This window comes from Trinickia sp. NRRL B-1857, assembly GCF_050470685.1.
GTDB lineage: Bacteria > Pseudomonadota > Gammaproteobacteria > Burkholderiales > Burkholderiaceae > Trinickia.
On the sequence record NZ_JBFLUK010000001.1, the window covers coordinates 1,913,347 to 1,931,502 of the forward strand.

At 59.9% G+C, this 18,156-nt stretch carries 16 protein-coding genes and 1 pseudogene; 3 read left to right on the forward strand and 14 right to left on the reverse strand.

Annotation, left to right across the window (positions count from 1 at the left end; all coding sequences use genetic code 11):
• Positions 1–74: 74 nt before the first annotated feature.
• The 9 genes and pseudogenes from AB1286_RS08535 to AB1286_RS08575 all read right to left on the reverse strand — a co-directional run bounded on the left by AB1286_RS08535 (position 75) and on the right by AB1286_RS08575 (position 7,713).
• A complete protein-coding gene (locus AB1286_RS08535) occupies positions 75–704 on the reverse strand; it encodes a hypothetical protein (RefSeq protein WP_430362859.1) in 630 nt (209 codons plus the stop codon).
• Between the two features lie 5 nt (positions 705–709).
• Complete coding sequence (locus tag AB1286_RS08540) at positions 710–1,615, reverse strand: DUF4747 family protein (protein ID WP_430362860.1); 906 nt, start codon at positions 1,613–1,615, stop codon at positions 710–712.
• Positions 1,616–2,239: 624 nt separating this feature from the next.
• Complete coding sequence (istB, locus tag AB1286_RS08545; RefSeq protein WP_430362861.1) at positions 2,240–3,007, reverse strand: IS21-like element helper ATPase IstB; 768 nt, start codon at positions 3,005–3,007, stop codon at positions 2,240–2,242.
• 12 nt (positions 3,008–3,019) lie between these two features.
• Entirely contained in the window at positions 3,020–4,543 is a 1,524-nt protein-coding gene (gene istA / locus AB1286_RS08550) for an IS21 family transposase (protein WP_430362862.1), read from the reverse strand.
• A gap of 340 nt (positions 4,544–4,883) precedes the next feature.
• Positions 4,884–5,048, reverse strand: a pseudogene (locus AB1286_RS08555) (IS21 family transposase); the annotation flags it as partial.
• Between the two features lie 449 nt (positions 5,049–5,497).
• The gene (locus AB1286_RS08560) at positions 5,498–5,905 is read right to left on the reverse strand and encodes a hypothetical protein (RefSeq protein WP_430362863.1); all 408 of its coding nucleotides are present in this window, start codon (positions 5,903–5,905) and stop codon (positions 5,498–5,500) included.
• Positions 5,906–5,908: 3 nt separating this feature from the next.
• Positions 5,909–6,511 carry a hypothetical protein gene (locus AB1286_RS08565; RefSeq protein WP_430362864.1) on the reverse strand — a complete coding sequence of 201 codons (603 nt, stop codon included), beginning with the start codon at positions 6,509–6,511 and terminating at the stop codon, positions 5,909–5,911.
• Between the two features lie 432 nt (positions 6,512–6,943).
• A complete protein-coding gene (locus AB1286_RS08570) occupies positions 6,944–7,234 on the reverse strand; it encodes a hypothetical protein (protein ID WP_430362865.1) in 291 nt (96 codons plus the stop codon).
• On the reverse strand, positions 7,231–7,713 hold the full coding sequence (locus tag AB1286_RS08575) for a DUF2778 domain-containing protein (protein WP_430362866.1): 483 nt from the start codon (positions 7,711–7,713) through the stop codon (positions 7,231–7,233). The genes AB1286_RS08570 and AB1286_RS08575 overlap by 4 nt, the downstream gene beginning before the upstream one ends.
• 278 nt (positions 7,714–7,991) lie before the next feature.
• Between AB1286_RS08575 and AB1286_RS08580 the strand changes: the two genes are divergently transcribed.
• Entirely contained in the window at positions 7,992–8,303 is a 312-nt protein-coding gene (locus tag AB1286_RS08580; RefSeq protein ID WP_430362867.1) for a hypothetical protein, read from the forward strand.
• A gap of 84 nt (positions 8,304–8,387) precedes the next feature.
• On the opposite strand, the gene AB1286_RS08585 is transcribed toward AB1286_RS08580, so the two are convergent.
• Positions 8,388–8,660: a DUF1778 domain-containing protein gene (locus AB1286_RS08585; protein ID WP_430362868.1), complete on the reverse strand. Its 273-nt coding sequence runs from the start codon at positions 8,658–8,660 to the stop codon at positions 8,388–8,390.
• A gap of 53 nt (positions 8,661–8,713) precedes the next feature.
• Here AB1286_RS08585 and AB1286_RS08590 point away from each other — a divergent pair, with 53 nt between their 5' ends.
• Together AB1286_RS08590 and AB1286_RS08595 are read left to right on the forward strand one after the other, a co-directional pair.
• Positions 8,714–9,883: a Fic family protein gene (locus AB1286_RS08590; protein ID WP_430362869.1), complete on the forward strand. Its 1,170-nt coding sequence runs from the start codon at positions 8,714–8,716 to the stop codon at positions 9,881–9,883.
• A gap of 408 nt (positions 9,884–10,291) precedes the next feature.
• Complete coding sequence (locus tag AB1286_RS08595) at positions 10,292–13,939, forward strand: autotransporter domain-containing protein (protein ID WP_430362870.1); 3,648 nt, start codon at positions 10,292–10,294, stop codon at positions 13,937–13,939.
• 53 nt (positions 13,940–13,992) lie between these two features.
• Here the strand turns inward: AB1286_RS08595 and AB1286_RS08600 are convergent, their stop codons facing one another.
• The 4 genes from AB1286_RS08600 to AB1286_RS08615 form a co-directional block, all read right to left on the reverse strand.
• On the reverse strand, positions 13,993–14,727 hold the full coding sequence (locus AB1286_RS08600) for a lipoyl protein ligase domain-containing protein (RefSeq protein WP_430362871.1): 735 nt from the start codon (positions 14,725–14,727) through the stop codon (positions 13,993–13,995).
• Between the two features lie 33 nt (positions 14,728–14,760).
• On the reverse strand, positions 14,761–15,834 hold the full coding sequence (locus tag AB1286_RS08605; protein ID WP_430365017.1) for a 2,3-butanediol dehydrogenase: 1,074 nt from the start codon (positions 15,832–15,834) through the stop codon (positions 14,761–14,763).
• Between the two features lie 152 nt (positions 15,835–15,986).
• Positions 15,987–17,108, reverse strand: coding sequence for an acetoin dehydrogenase dihydrolipoyllysine-residue acetyltransferase subunit (locus AB1286_RS08610; protein ID WP_430362872.1), 1,122 nt, complete (start codon positions 17,106–17,108; stop codon positions 15,987–15,989).
• Positions 17,108–18,127, reverse strand: coding sequence for an alpha-ketoacid dehydrogenase subunit beta (locus tag AB1286_RS08615; RefSeq protein WP_430362873.1), 1,020 nt, complete (start codon positions 18,125–18,127; stop codon positions 17,108–17,110). The genes AB1286_RS08610 and AB1286_RS08615 overlap by 1 nt, the downstream gene beginning before the upstream one ends.
• Positions 18,128–18,156 lie beyond the last annotated feature (29 nt).

Consider the following 18,156-nt stretch of genomic DNA (forward strand, 5'->3'; position numbering starts at 1 on the left):
AGCAGCAATACCCACGGCAGCCCTCTCCAACCTTGTCGCGGCCCCACCCTGGGCATGCTCAATTCCGAATGTCGTCAAGGCGACTTCTGCAACACCCCTTTCGCCTTCACCAGCCAGCTCCGCCGCCGATTCGCTGCCATGCGGGCCTGCGTGTCAGCGTCAACTTCTTCCGCAGCTTGAATTAACGTCGCGATGCTGAAGATGTTCAAGCCGCCGGCGACGACTAACAAAATCCCATAGATGAACAAGAAATATGCGAAGGCCCACGAGCCAACTCTAGCCCACTCATTCAGAGTAACCCAGGGCTCCGAAACGGGAATCGGACGCTGGTATAGCGCCGGCAAAACGATCGCCAACAACACTGCGCCGGCCTGAACAAACATCTGATGTGCGAATATCGCGCATATCTTCAGATACAAAGAAACTCGACCACTTGCCTTACGCTTGTGCATCGCCCCTTTATATATCCTGTTCCCAAGACTCAGGAAGATAGAAAATGCCGCGATCGTAAACCCAAGGATCGTAGGCAGCACAGAAACGACCTGCCCCCACCACTCAGGTTTCGACCAAACCGGATAGCAAACCCACGTCAGGATTACGGATATATAGAAGAATTTCGACTTCAATAACGTCGAGATTCCACCATAGGCCTGCCAGTAGCTAGGCAACCCTATAGAAATCTTTAATCTCCCACGCAGACTCATCGCAATCAACCCTTATCCAAATCGCTGCCTAATTTTTGTGACTCCACGAGGAACGCGTCGCTGGCAACAGAAAGCCGGCTATCATATTTTGGCTTATGTGTGATCGGATGATTTTCCGTAGATAGCGTCACCTTCTTTCCCTTCTCATATCCCGTTGCCGTCAGCGCACCATTCGAAGGCGCCCAACCCGCAAGCCTCTTTATCCAATCCCACAGCTCAATCGCCTTCTCATGCGTACGCTGCAACCGAATCTCGATCTCTTCAACACCCGCCCTGGTCATATCAGCGATCGCCTCTTCCTTGTCCTGCGCAGAAATGAGATCATTGGGCCGCGCCAACTTCAGATCGACTGCCGACAGCTCCTCTAGTTTGAGGATACGGCTGATCATTTGTCTACTCTGCTCAATGGTTATCCGAACACGTTCTGTCCCGGCAGGTAGACCAGAATGATTAAAGAAATGATCAAAGAGAGCGAGCACCGATCTATGGCTTATATTTCTACTTTCAGCCTTTGTCTCAAAAACCAGTCGATGATTTTTTGGATAAAAAGCAAATTTAAAGATACCTAAATTTGGTTGAAGATCAGCCGGAACATTGACGCTAACAATATCTTCATCTTGCGCCTGTTTACCATCCGACAGCTTAAGCCACTGGCTAGCAACCTTCGGATTAAACTTCAGGAATCTCGCAATCTCTCCAGCATACCCATTATTGACCCCATCACCATCTATGGCACGTATACTGGTTATCAAATAACCATCATTAAGACGACTAAAAAATTTCTTATTCTTAAAATCACGACGCATCAACTCCGCACACTTCTCAAAGCGATCAGCATAGATTCTCGGAGCATGCGGCTGAATAACAATATTCAGCGCACCAAGATACAGTGTTCTAAAATAATTAGCCATCAGGTCTTCCTCGTTTTATTTTTTCAGAAACCGGACCAACGCAGCTCGCTGAAATAACTGCATCCACACGCTCGCTTACGTTTGTGTCACAGCTTCCCCGACGAGGATAATACTCGCACGGCGTCATCTTTGCATTACGCATTTAAGCTGACAACACCCCGCGCTACTACTTAGACGAGGCTATCGAACAGCCCCCCCTTTGCCTCCCCAAACGCTAAACACCCCGATCCCTGATGTACGTCAACAAACGATCCAAGAATTCATCAAACGCTATTTTCACCTGAGATAAACAACTCTCAGAGACTAAGGTCAAACTCCGTCGGTTCGTACCCCTCAAGCCCCGAGATAGCATCAACTGATCGAAAGGCATCACGCAACTCATCCTGCCGCGCCACCGAGTTCCTAGCCACACTGCCTCCGTCACTTAGTTGGATCGACCCGATCCCCTTGCGCTCACGGACATAGTGCTCCGTCATCGCAATCGACTTGTGCCCCAACTGACGCTGCGCCGCCCGGCACAGGTCATGGTAAGTGCGTATTTCGGCGAACGTGACCGCCGATTTCGGGAACGTGACCGATTCGGCGGGTTTTGGCGTTGCGCGGTGTCGATTGTAGATTTCCTTGTCAGTTTTGGTCGAGTTCGGGCTCCGGAGTGTTGAGTTTGAGTGCCGCTTTTCTGAGCGATTCGCCGGTGAGCGTGATCCGATGATGACGCTGCATGAGGCGATCGAGCATCGCGTCGGCAATGGTTTCGTCGCCGATCCAGCCATGCCAGTGTTCAATCGGTAGCTGGCTTGTGACGATGGTCGCCTTGCCTGCGGCGCGGTCATCGATCATCTCGAGCAAATCGTTTCGAACCGTCGCGTCAAGGGGAGCCATTCCCCAATCGTCCAGCAGGAGCACATCAACGCGGGCCACTTGTAGCAACCATTTGGTGAAGCCGCCGTTGCCGTGCAGCACTCGCAGTTCCTCGCTCAGGCGCGGCACGCGCAGATACAACGCCGAGTGCCCGCACCGGCAGGCGTATTGGGCGAGCGCGCAGGCGAGCCACGATTTGCCAGCGCCTGTCGGGCCGCTAATGAGCAGGCTGTAACCAGCTTCGACCCAATCGCCGAGAGCGAGGCTCATGAGCGAGCGAGAGTCCACGCCTCGGCCAGCGCGGGTGTCCAGGTCTTCGATGGCAGCCTGCGGATACTTCAAGCGTGCTTGTTTGAGCAGGCGTGTGCGGCGTCGATCGTCGCGCCAACTGGCTTCTCGGTCGACCAGCAGCGAGAATCGTTCCTCGAAGCTCAGGCTGGCCGAGCCGGGCTGTGTCAGTTGTTCTTCAAGGCCGTCGGCGAAGCCGTCAAGCTTGAGGGCGCGCAGTTGCGTCAGTGTCTGTTGCATCATCATGGCGGGTTCTCGTTATTGGTAATAGCTGGGGCCACGCACGTGCGCGTGGCTTGGGCTGACCCAGTCGGCAGGCGTTGCCGCCGCGGCGCGATCGCGGTTATTGATCAAGATGTCGCGTACATGGCGGTAGCGATGCACGCCCAGTTCCAACGCGAGCGCACACGCCGCTTCGAGGCGCTCGCGGCCATAGCGACGAGACAGCGAGAGCAATCCGAGACACGCCCGATAGCCGTGCTCCGGGTGGCGTTGCTCTTGCCGTAGTCGAGTGACGAGCACGCCGGTGGCCGCCCCGATCTGCTGCCCCCAATGAATGAGCCGCTGCGGTGTCCATTCGAGATGAGCGCGGTGCGCCGCCGGCATGTGCTCGACGACGGTGGTGTAGCCACCCGCGCGATCGTTGCGAGCATGACTGGCAACGCGACGGCCGCGATGCAATAGCTCGACAGCGCCCGCCGTAATGCGCGCATCAAGCTTCAGACCGACCAGCGCGTGCGGCACGCTGTAGCGGTGTTTGTTGATCTCGACGTGATAGTCGATGTGGACGGTGACCGTCTTAAAGCGTGCTAATTCATAGGGCTGCACGGGCAACGGTTGCAATGCCGGCGCGTCTAGGTCGGCGAATGCGCTCGCACGACATCCGGGCAGTTTCTGGAACGGGCGCTCGTTCAGGTTCTTGAGCAACGGCCGAATGGCGTCGTCGACCGACTGGACCGAGGCGAATCGGTGATGACGCAGGCGCGCCATGATCCAACGCTCGACGACTTGGACCGCGACTTCTACCTTCGGTTTGTCCTGTGGACGATACACGCGTGCAGGTAGAAACGAGGTGCCGTAATGCCGCGCGAAGTCCAGCACGGTGTCGCCAGCGCGAGGTTCATAGCGGTCGGGATCGGCGATCATTGCACGCGGGTTATCCGGCACGATCAGTTGCGGCACGCCGCCATAGAAGGTCAGTGCGCGCGCAATGCCACCCAGCCAGTCCTCCATCGTCTCGGCCGGCGTCGCGCAGGCGAACGTGTAGCTCGATGCGCCCATGGCGGCCACGAACACGTGAGCGCGTCGTCCGGTGGTCAGCGGCAAGGTGGGGCCGGCGAAGTCGACGAACAGCTTCTCGCCGGCGCGGTGGATCTGGCGCATCGAGCGCTTTAATCGCTTCGTGAACGCCTTGTAGTGCTCGCAGAACTGCGTGTACCTGTAGGTTTTCCGGTCGGCGAACTCGGCCTGGTATTCCTCCCACAGCAGCGTCAGCGTCACACCTTTGCGGCGCAGTTCCTGATGGATGCGCCCGTAATCGGGCTGGGCATAGGCCGCTGGCCCCGTGGGCTTGCCGAGCAGCCGCCGCTCGAGCTCGCCTTCGTCCATGTCGCAGGCACTTGCCCAGTCCAGCCCGGCGGCGCCCGCCAGTCCGACGTACTTCGTGACCACGCCTTTGGAAATGCCCAGCGACGCGGCGATCCGATCGTGCGAGAAGCCACCGTCGAATTTAAGTCGTAAAACGTCCTTGATCATGCGCATGTTCATCCGGTGCGCGGGCATGTTCTCTCCGGCCAAAGCCGGCGAGCATAGCCCGCGTGATTGATGTCATGCGCAACGCCAATCCTGCCTTCCGGTCCGTTCGGTCACGTTCCCGAAATGACCGGTCACGTTGCCGAAATCGTCGGTCACAATCCCGAAACGGCCGGTCACGTTCGTCCGAAATACGCAGTAAGGCCGCAGGCGCGAGAGGTTTGCAGCCTCGCCACACCAGGCTAGCAGTCGGCGCAGCCTCTACGCTGGCAGTTTTCCTCGCCGAGACTCACGACGCGCGACTTGGATAACTTGGCTCCGTAATCGGGTCAACGGCGGGCGCAAGATGCGGTCGAGCATGGCTGCGGTTAGCGATCGTGTGTGGCGCAGCAGTTCGCATTCTCTCGACGATATACGCGTGAAATGGATCGAGCTTGGTTGGCCGCGGCTCACGCTGCTTGTAGCGAGGCATGTCCTGAGACGCCAAGTAACGGGTCACGGTGTTGCGAGACACGCCCAAACGCGGTGCGATCTCACAATTCCAACCAGCGTCATCTCTTGCATGATGGCCTCTCCAAGAAGGAAAACACCCTACAAGCGTAACCCTCACTCGCGGGGCGGGGGTAGTCATCTCATTATTGCTGAAAGTCCCGCGACCGACGACGACTGCGACGTGCTCGCCGACCTCCTTCAAGAAGTTGGCAATATTTGGCGGCTGAATGACCGTCACTTCTGGGCACTACAGGCGCTGGGCATCGGCGAGGAAGGAGCAGCGTCCTCCTGCTTTCGCGGACGCATTGGCAGACCGGTTGGTTGAATAAAATTCTGCATCCCGTCATAGATGCAGATGGCCGCATACTCAAGGCAAGCGGCCATCCTTCCATTGCGTCTGCAACGTAACGGCCAGCCCAAGCACAAACCTCAATGGAAACAGCAGAAAGCAAGCCCTCAATCGCTGGTGGCTTGCTCGTTGCAATAGAAGGGTTATCGAGCTTCCGAGGCGAGTTTGACTAGACGAGAAACAACCGTTTCAAAATCGCCATCCGACAGGACCGCGACCCTTTGCGCATCGAGTTCCTCTTTCAACAGAGGGCTAACGGTACGCGGAGACGTAACAAGCGCCACTAGCGGATTGAATGCGGCGTTCGCCTGCTTCAAAGCCAACGTCGTGCGCGCCGTCGCCAAAGGTAGCTCTTGCCCCTCGCTTGGTGTCTTGACCTCAACGATGAGGGTTCTCTGCGACCCGTCTTGCATAATGACGATGTCAGGTCGGGCATCTGGTGACAGTCCTTCAATCGAGGCTGACGCGTAATTCTGCGTAACGCGATACGCAGGGCCAAGCTTCGTTTTGAGCGACGAGGTCAAGCGGTCGACTAGCTCTTGTTCTCGCATTTTTCAGACCTCAGAGTACGCAATAGCTGACGTGCGGGTAAACGCATCGAAAAGTATGAAGAGAACCGCCACAATCAGCGCTATAGCAGCGTTCGAGGCGGCGCGGGCCACATCTGGCGCGGGACTTCTAACACTATATACTGCGATTGCTGTCGCAAGTGGTACGGCCACCTTGGGAGCAATGTGCTCCTTTGCCCGCAGCTTCATCTTGTCGACAAGCGAGCGCAGGCTGACTTCGTACAGTTCCGCGCCCTCGGCGCTGATAGTGCCCGCCAAAGATTTGACGCGATTTTTGCACGACTTCGCCAGACGACCCATCTCTGCAATCTCGCTCTCGATTTCTCGGCGGATAGCCTTAACAGATAGGTGCGCCACGGAAGCTATATGAATCTTCACGACCTGGCGCTCGGTACGAAAATACAACCGCACAGCGCTATTCGACGTGCGCGCAAAGCGCACTTGCTCTATGAATCGCCTGATTCCCCGCAAGGAAGTCAGGTTGGCAGTTTCCTCAATGTCGGAAGATTCACCAAAGCGTTTCCGCAGAACGGCGACGATATCATCCGGCAGCGACTTTTTGAACGTGACGGTGATTTCTGCTTCCATAGCGTCCTATTAATCTTGCCAACGACCGTCAACCGGAGCAACTGGATAGCTTGCGGATGGCAACCCTAAGGCAGGATAGTGCTCGTACCCCATTATAACAGGCCATTTTCAGAAAGATGGCCCGTGGATTGTTCGAGAAAGGCATCGTTGCTGCAATAGCGTCGCCGAAGCCGTCCGAACTGGCCAAACAGCGACCTAAGCAGCGTGTACGCTCAACTAGAAGGGATTGCGGCCGATAGCACCAGAATCCCTGATTCGCCACCAAATCGACGCAAGGCCCGCTGCTCCTAGGAGCGCGGGCCTTTGTCATTGTGCGCCCGCTATGGGCGCGCATGACAAAGCTTGTGGGCAGCAGTCCATCGCCTGCAACCCTGAAAAACCGTCACAGCCGCAAGGAGTAAGTCGGTGCTGTTGCGCGAGGGCGGGACCCCGCTAGGACGCCCTACGCCGACGAGATAGCATACGACAGCCGGCAACGTTCGCGAGCGCGAGTAGAACACCAACCAGCGCGGAACATGCCAAGAAAGTCACGATGATCGCGATCGTCTCGATGTCGTCGGTGTTGTCGAGCTGCGCGCTGCCCGTGAAGCGGATGCCCCCGCGAATCGCCGAATCGAGCCACGATGGCATCTCATAAGGCAAAGTCCCGACGAGTTGAGCGAGCCACCAGCCGCCGACCAGCGCGACGAGAATGTTGGCCAGGATGTAAGCCGCCTTTTTCATTTCACTTCCACCGTGCCATAGGCTTTGAACCCGGAGCCCGGAACCGGCAAGTCCGCGCCGCGCGAGCGCAAGTATTCTGCCAGCCGGTTAAATTGGTCGCCATTGACCACGGTGATACACCCTTCGCTCAAACCCATTGGCCCCATCGGATGGAGCCGAAAGGAACCGCGCTTGATGCCGTCGATGATCGTCGAGTCGCCGGTCTTGGAATTCCAGAGCATGAACCATTTTTTGTGGTCTGTCGTTCCGACACCATGCGCGTCCCAAAAATCGCGGAGCGCGCCGAGCCGACCACCAGATTGACGATCGATGATGTAGTAGATTCCCTTCGGGATGGGGCCGACGTCTTCTTTCTCGACCGCCGCCGGATTGTCGCGGCCAACGCCCCTGCCGGAAAACGCAGAAATGGCGCCGACGCCTGGGCAAGACAAAAGCGATGTTTGTTTGTCGTTAAGACTGAATGTGCATTGAACGGGCATAACGTTCCTTTCTTCTTTTTGGATACTGATTCGAGACGCCACAAAGCGAGCATTATCAGTGATCAATGCCCGTGAGCCAACAAGCGGATTTTTTGACGCAACGCGGAACGACGGTCATGCGCGTAGGGCTGCCACGCTCATCAACCGCAAAAATCAATGACCCCTGCTTTATGCAAGCGGCATGGAAACGTTTTTTCGTTCGTCCGTTTTCGACATGGTCGATAAAATGAAACGGTTTCCAACGAACAAACGGCTTCGCCGTCAAGGACAGGAACCCGATGACTATCGACCATACGGCGCTCCAGGCGCTTTTTAATGCTGCTCTGCCTGGTTTAATGGCACTGGCCTCGCTGTTTTTCGCGAGGATTTATTGGCGTCGATATCGCATCCTTTCTTATTGCTCGATCGGTTTTTGCGTGATGCTGCTCGACTATACGAGCAACGGTGGCCGCTTTGACGCGCTCGCCCAGCGGGCGATGATGCTGACTGCAATCGCCATCGGACTGCAAATCGCTTGGGATGGCTATCGAGCCGGCCGAGACGCCAACTTTTCGGACCAATCAGCAGCTAAGGGAAGAGCCGCGCGCTAGTTATGGGCGACTAGCGGCGGGCTGCAATTGCATCCATCGACGCGACGCATTTCCGCGACCGACTGCGGCGCCTGGTCCACATGCTCATGCGTCGCCCGTGGTCCATGGCGGCTTGACTGCCATCAAGCGGTCAAGACCCGGGTTCGTACGATGCGATGAATCGAGCAACGCGGTAAGCCGCCGCAGCCTATCCTCATCCGGGCTGAAAAAGGCCTGACCGAGCACAACGGCTTCCGCGCGCGCGCAAGCAGCCTCCAGCACGAACTGCGAGCGATTTTTGCCCAATAGACTAGCAGCGTGATCGATTAAGTCACACTGCTCGGGCAGCGCTTGCAAAGTGATGGTGGCGTGACGCATCGACCCTCGTCCAAAGCTCATCAAGGTGCGCGAAGCTTATCATTCGACGTCGCATGGCGAACCATTCTCTTCTCAAGTCCATCCTCGAATACATCGCAGGCGTCCAGGGGGACACTTCGCCCGGTGTCCAGGCAGGCGCTATCGCGGCCTACATCAGCAGCCCGAGACCAAACGTCAACCGCGCACTAGCGCACCTGATCGCCATCGGCGCGATCGAGCGCCAAGGTGCGGGCCGCTCAGTGACGTATCGCGTACCGGAAAAAGCGCCACTGCCCGTCGATGTTACGGCCGTACCGCATGAAGCCGCGACAGCATATGTCTCGCCGCCGTGGAGTACCGTTGGCCGGAACCTGATCACCGCGTTGTCTGCACCGCTCGGTGCGCGACATCGCGTCTCGTACCATCGGTCGTACGTAGATCAGTATCAGCCCAACGTCTCAAGTCTCCTTCCAGCCGCCCTCGGCGCACAGCTCTACGAGATCGGCAAATCGAAAGACCAGCAACCGGCCGGCACTTACGCCCGTAAGTTGCGGGAGATATTACTGATCGACCTCTCGTGGTATTCGTCTCGTCTCGAGGGCAACCGCAAGAGCCTGTCGGACACACAAGCCCTCTTCGAGAGGGGATGCCTCGAAAGCGACGATCGCGACGCAATCATGCTGCTGAACCACAAAGAAGCCATCGAGTTCTTGATCGACGCGGTGCCTAGCGAAGGCATCTCAGTACTCGTCGTGAGAAACCTGCAAAGCGTACTCCTGCGCGACTTGCTACTGGATGCAGCGGACTTGGGTGCGATCCGTAAAAAAGTCGTCAACATCCAGGACACGGTTTATGTACCGAGTCAGCTGCCGAGCCTACTTGAAGAGACACTAGAAAAAATCATCGAAAAGGCACGGCTTATCCGCAATCCCGTCGAGGCCGCGTTCTTCTTGTGGGTCAATCTCGCCTACCTGCAACCTTTCGTCGACGGCAACAAGCGCACGAGTCGCCTCGCCGCAAACATGCCGCTCATGCTAGCGAATTGCTCTCCGCTCTCATTTATCGATGTTGGGCAGTCAGACTACGCACTAGCGATGATCGGTGTCTACGAGCGGCTGGATACGACGCTCGCCGTCGAGCTGTTCGAATGGACTTACCGCCGCTCGGTTGCGAAGTATCACGCCGTCGTCGAAGCCATGGGTGAACCGGATGCGTTGCGCGCGAACCACGGCCGTCCGCACTAACATCTCGCAACTCTCCGCAAGGACTCATTGCAATTCGGCCTAGCAACCTTCCCAGGTCATAACCGAGCACAGCGCTCCGCCTAGGTAAACAGCGTTTTACCGGGCGTCGGCTGCCCGCCCCAGCGCGAACGTTGCACCTTGCGCGCGATGCACCTCGACGCCGAGCACCGATAGTACGGCTCGGCCAGGTCGAAGCGCCCAAGCCGCCGCAACGTATTCGCGAGATGGCGAAACTGATGCGCAAATAAGGATGACTTGCGAAGATATCAAACCGTCGCCCCATTCTCGCATCCTCAAAATTGCGCAACAGCAAACGTTTGCGAAATTTATTGTCTGCCGACTCATTAAGCTTTCGCTTAACTTGCCGTTAACCAGCCGTTACGCACGACTTGGCTACGACGGCTCATCATGAAAACAAAAATCGATGCACGCTCATCCGTAATTGCTTTGCCACATGCGAACCGGCGGCCATTCGCATTGCGCCGCCAACCGTTCGCCGCGGCATCGATCGCCGCTTTCGCGCTCGCAGTGCATGCGGCGCCGGCCTTCTCGGCCGCGTGCTTAACGGTCCTCAACAACACGACGCTGAACGGGTCGACGACCTCATGCGTAGACTGGGCCAACACGGGCAACGCATCGATCGTGGTCACGAACACCGGGGTCCTTTCGGGTGCAACGACGGGAGTCGGCGCAAGCGGTTCCGGTACGGGCGGCTCGCTAACCAATAGCGGGGTGATTTCGGGGACGTCTTACGGCGTTCGCGTTACCGGGACGGTCGGAACATTGTCCAACGAAGGCGGGGGCACCATTGCGGGCGCGTCTGCATACGGGATTTACAACAATGCCGGAACGATCGTTTCGCTGCTCAACGGTAGCGGCGGCAGCATCACGGGCAACTTTATCGGCGTAGACAACTCGGGCTTCCTTGGTTCGCTCACTAACGATGGCGTAATTTCAGGCGACCGAGGCATCGCCAACAGCGGTCAAATCGGCACGCTGACCAATAGCGGCACGATCACGGGTACCACTTACGGTATCTCCGGCGTCTTCGGCATTTCCGGCAATAGCGGCACGATCGGAACCATGCATAACGAGGCCAACGCGTTGATCTCCGGCGGCGAGTACGGTCTGTTCAATCAATGGACGATCGGCACGGTCACGAACGATGGAACCATCACCGGCGGCTGGGACGGCGTGCTGTCGTCCTTCGGGACGGTGGGCCCGATTACGAACTCGGGACTGATCCATGGCGGCCAATTGGGGATCGCCGGCTCGAACCTGACGATCACCAATAGCGGGACGATCAGCGGCGGGACCGACGCGATCGAATTCATGGGCGGCACCAACTTGCTCACGCTGGTATCGGGGCAAACGATGCTCGGGGCGATCGAACTACAAGCCCCCGGCACCAATGCGACCATCGGTGCCGCGAGCTCGGGGCTGACTCTGAGCAACGCGATCAAGCTCGATACGCCCACTTCCGCGCTCACCCTGAACAGCACCGGCAACCTGACTGTAGCCGGTACGATCTCCGGCTCGGGCACCGTGACGGTAGCGGGCGCAGGCACATTGACGCTCGCAGGCGCCAATACCTACACCGGCACGACGACGATCAACGGCGGCACGCTGCAATTGACGGGCGACACGTCGCAGATGGCCGGCAACATCGCGAACGGCGGCGCTTTGATTTTCGGGCAATCGGCCAATTCAAGTTATAGCGGCACGATTTCGGGCAACGGCAGCGTGACGCAAGGCGGCACCGGGACGTTGACGCTGACCGGTGCGCACACCTACACCGGTGCCACCGCAATCGGCACGGGTGCGACGCTCGCCCTATCGGGGTCCGGTAGCGTTGCGCAGTCCGCGGGGGTGACGGCGAACGGCACGTTCGATATCTCCGGGACGACGGGCGGCTCATCCATTAAAAGCCTGTCCGGCACCGGCAGCGTGAACCTTGGCGGTCAGACGCTTACCCTGACCAATGCGAACGGGGTGTTCGCGGGCGTCATCTCCGGAACCGGCGGCCTGACCTTGGCCGGCGGCACCGAGACGCTGACCAACGTGAATACCTACACCGGAACCACGTTGATCGACAGCGGTGCGGTGCTGGTCCTAACCAGCGCAAACAATATCGCAATCGGCAACGTCGTCGATAACGGCACGCTCGAGGTCTCCGGCTCCGTGGGCAACCTATCCGGCTCGGGCACGGTTTCGGTCGGGACGGCGGGATTGTCCCTCGCGGGAACGAACGGCACGTTCGCCGGCGTCATCGCCGGCGCAGGCGGCCTCACGCTGACGAGCGGAACGCAAACACTGACCGGCACGAGCACGTATACCGGCGCCACCACAGTTGCCGCCGGCTCGACGCTAGCCCTCGCAGGGACCGGCAGCATCGCTCAGTCGAGCGCGGTGCTCGATAACGGCGTGCTCGATATCTCCGGCACGGCGGGCGGCTCGCAAATCGCGAATCTTTCGGGAAGCGGCGCGGTGAGCCTCGGCACGCAGCGGCTAAGCGTCGGGGGAAGCGATTCGACGACGTTCTCCGGCACCATCGCCGGCACGGGTTCGTTCGTCAAACAAGGCACCGGCACGCTCATTCTCAACGGCAATAGCGCCGCCTTTACGGGCACCACCGAAGTAGCCGGCGGCTTACTCGAAGTGGGCGACATCGGCACGCCGGGCGCTGTGCTGGGCGGTAACGTGGCAGTCGATGCGCTCGGTACGCTGCGCGGCCACGGCACGGTAGCCGGCGACGTCACCAACAACGGCACAGTCATGCCGGGCGGTTCTATCGGAACGCTCGCGGTCGCTGGCAACTATGCCCAAGCCCGTACCGCGGCATTGTCGATCGAGGTGAGCCCGACGGCAGCCTCGCAGTTGAAGGTCAACGGCAACGCCACGCTGAACGGTGTGCTCGCGATCGCCTACGATCCGGGCACGTACTCCGCAAAGCAATACACGTTGGTTTCGGCCCATAGCGTAAGCGGTACGTTCGCGAGCGTCACGAATACCGGTACGGCGGCTCTCGGCACGCTGACACCTACAGTCTCGTATAGCGCCGATTCGGTGTTGCTAGCGTTGAACGCAGCGGCGACGCCGACCGGTACGACGACGGTGACCGTGGCGCCGACGGATACGACGATTTACACGGCGCTCGGCACCGCCGCAATCGCCGGGGCACAGTCGCAAGATGCCGCGCTGCTCGACCGGCTCGGCAACGGCTCCACGGCAACGCAAGGCGCACCGGCCGGCTGGGTCACGGCCACAGGAAGTCACACCAAAGTGGGCGGCACAAACGGTGCGCCGGGCTTCCAATCGGATCGCTACGGGTTCCTCGCGGGCCTAGATACGAAGCTCGGCGATTACGCCGTGGGTGTGGCAGCGGGATACGATCACACGGCGACCGCCGAGCAAATGACGGGCGATTCGGGGACCATCGACGCAGTTCGTGCCGCGCTATACGGCGCGCGCAAGCTCGGGCCGGTCAATCTCGCGGCAACCTTCGGCGCCGGGCTGGATTTCCTCTCGCTCAAGCGTCCGTTCGGAACGGAAGGCACAGCCGAGGGCGATCACATGGGACAGGAGTTCAACTTCGGTACCCAGGCGAGCCTGCCGATGACGTTCGGCAGCGTAACGGTGACGCCTCGAATCGGTTTGCGCTACGCGTACTTCCACGCCGATAGCTTCGGCGAAAACGGTGCCGGCGGCCAGAATTTGCAGGTCGGCACGGACAACGTGCGCAGCCTTCAGCCGTATGCGCAACTCTCGCTCGACCGCGCCTTCGGCGATGCGCTGAGGCCCGTGAACGTGGAACTACGCGTCGGCTATGCGCATGAACTGCTCGATGCGAATCGAGCCGTCAGCGTGACCTCGCAGGACGGTACGCCGTTCAATGCAACCGGGACGGCGCTGCCGCGCGGATATCTGACCTCGGGTGTCAGCGTGACGATGCATCCGCTCAAGAGCCTCGATGTCGCGCTGAGCTACGACACGGTGTTCAACACCACGCACGCGTCGGTGCAGCAAGGCAGCGTGCGCCTCGGGTATCGGTTCTGACCGGCAGGGCCCCCTTCCCGGAGGGGGGGTGCCGGCTATCCTTCCGAATCCGTCTACGCTAAGCATGAACGCAGCGCCGCCATCACCCGAGCATCGAGCCGATCGGCCGGCTCGAGCCCCTGCCCCGCCGCGCAAAGCGCCTGCTGTACGCTGATCACTCGCCCGGCGAGGTAGTGCTTTCCGCTACCGATCGCGTCCTCGAAGGCATTCGCACGCCGATTGATTTCCTCCGGGTCGGCACTAACGAGCAACACCGCATGTGCCAATACGACATGCAGCGGCGATGCCCCCGGATCCGACCCGGCCTCCAGACGACGCCAATACTGTGCGGTGCCGGCGATCTTGCGCGCATCATCCGGCGGCCCCCAGGCCAAGTTGAAACGGCCGTCGCAAAACGAGCCTTCCACCGCCTGCCAATGCGTCTCCAGCCCCAGCGAGCCGAGCGCGTCGCGCAATAGTTCGCAAAGATGTCGATAGACCGGCTCGGACATCTCGCCCACCGTGCCTCGCACTTGATAGGCCAAGCTCAAATTCAGAATGCCCGGGCCCTGCGGCACCAAGCCGCCGCCCGACATGCGTAAAAAGACCGGGCACCCTCCCCGCGCAAATTCCGCCCGCGCATCCTCGAGCGCCGCGAAGCGCTGATAGCTGCGCGGCACGACGAGCGAGCGCTGCGCCACCCAAAGATGCGCCACGCGCCTTCCCTCCGCCGCCAGCGACATCAACGCCTGCTCCGCGGCGAGCGGATCGTCCGAACCGCTCGCAAAATCGACGAGATCGAATGGCATAGACACTGAAGCGATAGACGTCCTCACCGACGCTTAGACGGTCGCCAACTCGGCCGGCGACACAATGATCTTCACGTTGTTTTCCTTGTGATGGACCAACTGTTCGAAGCCTTTGTCCACGATGTCCTCCAACTGAATCCGGCCGGTGATGAACGGGGTCACGTCGATGCGGCCGTCGGCGATGAAAGCGATCACGTCGGCGAACTCTCCGTTGTAGGCGAGCGAGCCGATCACATGTTTCTCGGTCGAGACAAGGTCGAAGAAATTGAAACTGCTCGGCTCCTCGAAGATGCCGACCATCACACAAGTACCGGCCTTGCGGATCGTATCGATCGCGAGCTTCGCCGTGTCCTTGTGGCCGATGCATTCGAAGCTCACGTCGGCGCCGAGGCCACCGGTCAAGCGACGTATCTCCGCCAACGCATCGCAAGCCGACGGATCGATCACGTGGCTCGCACCGACCGCCTGCGCGCGCGCCGTGCGGGCAGCCGACATCTCCAGCGCAATCACCTGCGCAGCCCCGGCCGCGCGTGCGCACGCGATGGTGCATAGACCGATCGTGCCCGCGCCGACCACGACCACATGCTGCCCCAACAGGTTACCCGCCTTCTTCACGGCATGCATGCCGACGGCCAACGGCTCGATCAACGCGCCCGCCTCCGTCGGAAAGTTATCGGGCAGCTTATAGAGCAAGTTGGCCGGTACGTTGACGAGCTCGGCAAACGCACCGTTATTCATGAGGCCCGTAAACGCCAAGTTCTCGCAAATGTTGTATATCCCGTGCGTGCAGTAGTAACAGTGGCCGCAGTGCTGACAGGCGTCGGCGGCTACTCGCTCGCCCACGGCGAAGCCTTGCACGCCCGCTCCCAACGCCGCGATCTCGCCGCAGAACTCGTGGCCGAGGATGCATTGGCCTTGAATGCCCGTCAGCGGGTGTGGCGTATCGACGGGAATGAAAACCGGTCCCGCCAGATACTCATGCAGATCCGAACCGCAAATGCCGCACCAATGCACGCGAATCTGTACCCAGCCCTCGGGCGGCGCATCGGGCAGCGGCACGGTTTCGACGCGAATGTCGTGACGGCCGTGCCAGACGGCCGCGCGCATGGTGTCGTGCCGAGTGACGGTCGATGAAGTCATGAGGTGTCTCCACAAAAGTTATGGTTGCGCGCCGGCACGGCTGCACAACGCGCAAACCGATTGGATCGACAAAGAGAGACCGAAGCCCAGCCGCGTCGTTGCGGCCGGGCCTCGAGGCATCAACCGCCGGATAGATGGCGCTGCAATGCGGCGTTCACTTCGCTGGCTTTTTCGAGCATCGCCATATGTCCCGTCGCGTCGAATCGAATCACCTTCGCATGCGGCGGCGCATGGGCCGCTTGCTCGGCCGGAATCACCCGGTCCTCGTTACCCCAGAACACGAGCACGGGCTTATCCAACGCCGCAAGCTCGCCGGCTAACACCGCCGACTGCCTACCGCCGCCGAACAGCGCGGCACCGAGTTCGGCGAGCAACGGTTCGACACCGTCCATTCGCTTGAACTTGAGCATGTCGTCGACCATCTGGCGGCTCACCAATTCGGGATCGGCAAACAGCTGCTCGAGCACGGGTTTCAGCTCGCGTCGCGATTGCGCTTGCACGAAGCCGTCGGTATAGCCGCCGTTGATTCCCGTATCGAGGCCGGCCGGACTCACGAGTGCCAAACTCGCCACGCGCGCCGGTGCGCTCACCGCCATTTGAATCGCGATCGCGCCACCCATCGAATGGCCCACCAAATGAGCGGGCCCCGTCACCTCGGCAGCGTGCAGGAACTTCAGCACGAACTCGGCCAATGCCGCGACGGACGCACCGGGCAACTTCGCTTGGCTCTGGCCGTGCGCGGGAAGATCGAGTGCGATGACGGGGTGCTTCTCGGCTACCGCGTCGAGGTTGAAGAGCCAGTTGTTCAGATCGCCGCCGAAGCCGTGAATGAACAGCACGGGCGTGCCCTGCTCCGGTCCGCGCCTTGCATAGCGAACGCGAATGCCGTCGACGTCCGCGTATTCGAACGACGGTCCCGACTCTTCATCGTCGTCCGCGATGGCGGGCACCTCGTAGGCGGCAATGTAGGCTTCGATTTGGGCATCGCTTACTTCGCTATCCGCGAGGACGCCGAGCAAGGCTTTCACGGGCAGCGTCTCGCCGCTTTGCGCGACGATCCGGCGCAAAAGCCCTGTATCCGTGGCCTCGACGGCATTGGAGATCTTGTCGGTCTCCACGTCCACCAGCGCCTCGCCCACGTCGATACGCTGGCCTTCGGTCACGAGCCAATCCTGCACGGTGCCTTCGCGCATCTCCAAACCCCACTTGGGCATGACGATAGGGATGATCTGTGCGGCCATCAGTGCTTCCCTCCCTTGCCCAACGTCCGGCGCGCCGCCTCGGCGATCTGCGCGCTGCTCGGAATGTAGAGATCCTCGAGTGTCGGCGAGAACGGCACCGGCACATGGGGCGGCGCGACCATTTCGATCGGCCCCTTAAGCGCCCCGAAAATGCGCTGCGCCACTTGCGCGGAAATATCGGTTGCGATGTTGCAGCGCGGACTAGCCTCGTCGACCACGACGAGATGGCCCGTGTTCTCCACCGATTCGAGTACGGTGTCGATATCGAGCGGCGACAACGTACGCAAATCGATCACCTCGGCTTCGATGCCTTCCTTGGCAAGCTGCGTGGCGGCTTCGAGCGCACGGTGCACCATGAGCCCGTACGTCACGATCGACACGTGCTTGCCGTCACGCACGACATTCGCCTCGCCGAACGGAATCGCATACGAGCTCTCCGGCACGTCGCCCTCGAATCCATAGAGGTTCTTGTGCTCGCAGAAGATCACCGGGTCGTTGTCGCGGATCGATTGGATCAAGAGCCCCTTGGTGTCGTATGGCGTGCTCGGGCATACCACCTTCAATCCGGGGATATGCGTGAACAGCGGCGTCAGCATCTGCGAGTGCTGCGCGGCCGCGCGAAAGCCGGCGCCGACCATGCAACGGATGACGACGGGCGTCTCGGCCTTGCCGCCGAACATATAGCGAAACTTCGCCGCCTGATTGAAGATCTGGTCGAAGCACACGCCCATGAAATCGATGAACATCAGTTCGGCAATCGGGCGCATGCCGCACGCGGCGGCGCCGATCGCGGCACCGACGTAAGCGCTTTCGCTGAGCGGCGTATCGAGCAAACGATCGCCGTGTTTCGCGTAAAGACCCTTGGTCACGCCGAGCACGCCGCCCCAGGCGTCTTTCTCGCCCTCGGCGCCGGCACCGCCGACAATGTCTTCGCCGAGCATGATCACACTCGGGTCGCGCGTCATTTCCTGGTCGATCGCTTCGTTGATCGCCAGCTTCATGCTGAGTTTGCGGGCCATGATGCGTATTTCCTTTGTTTCGTCGGGTT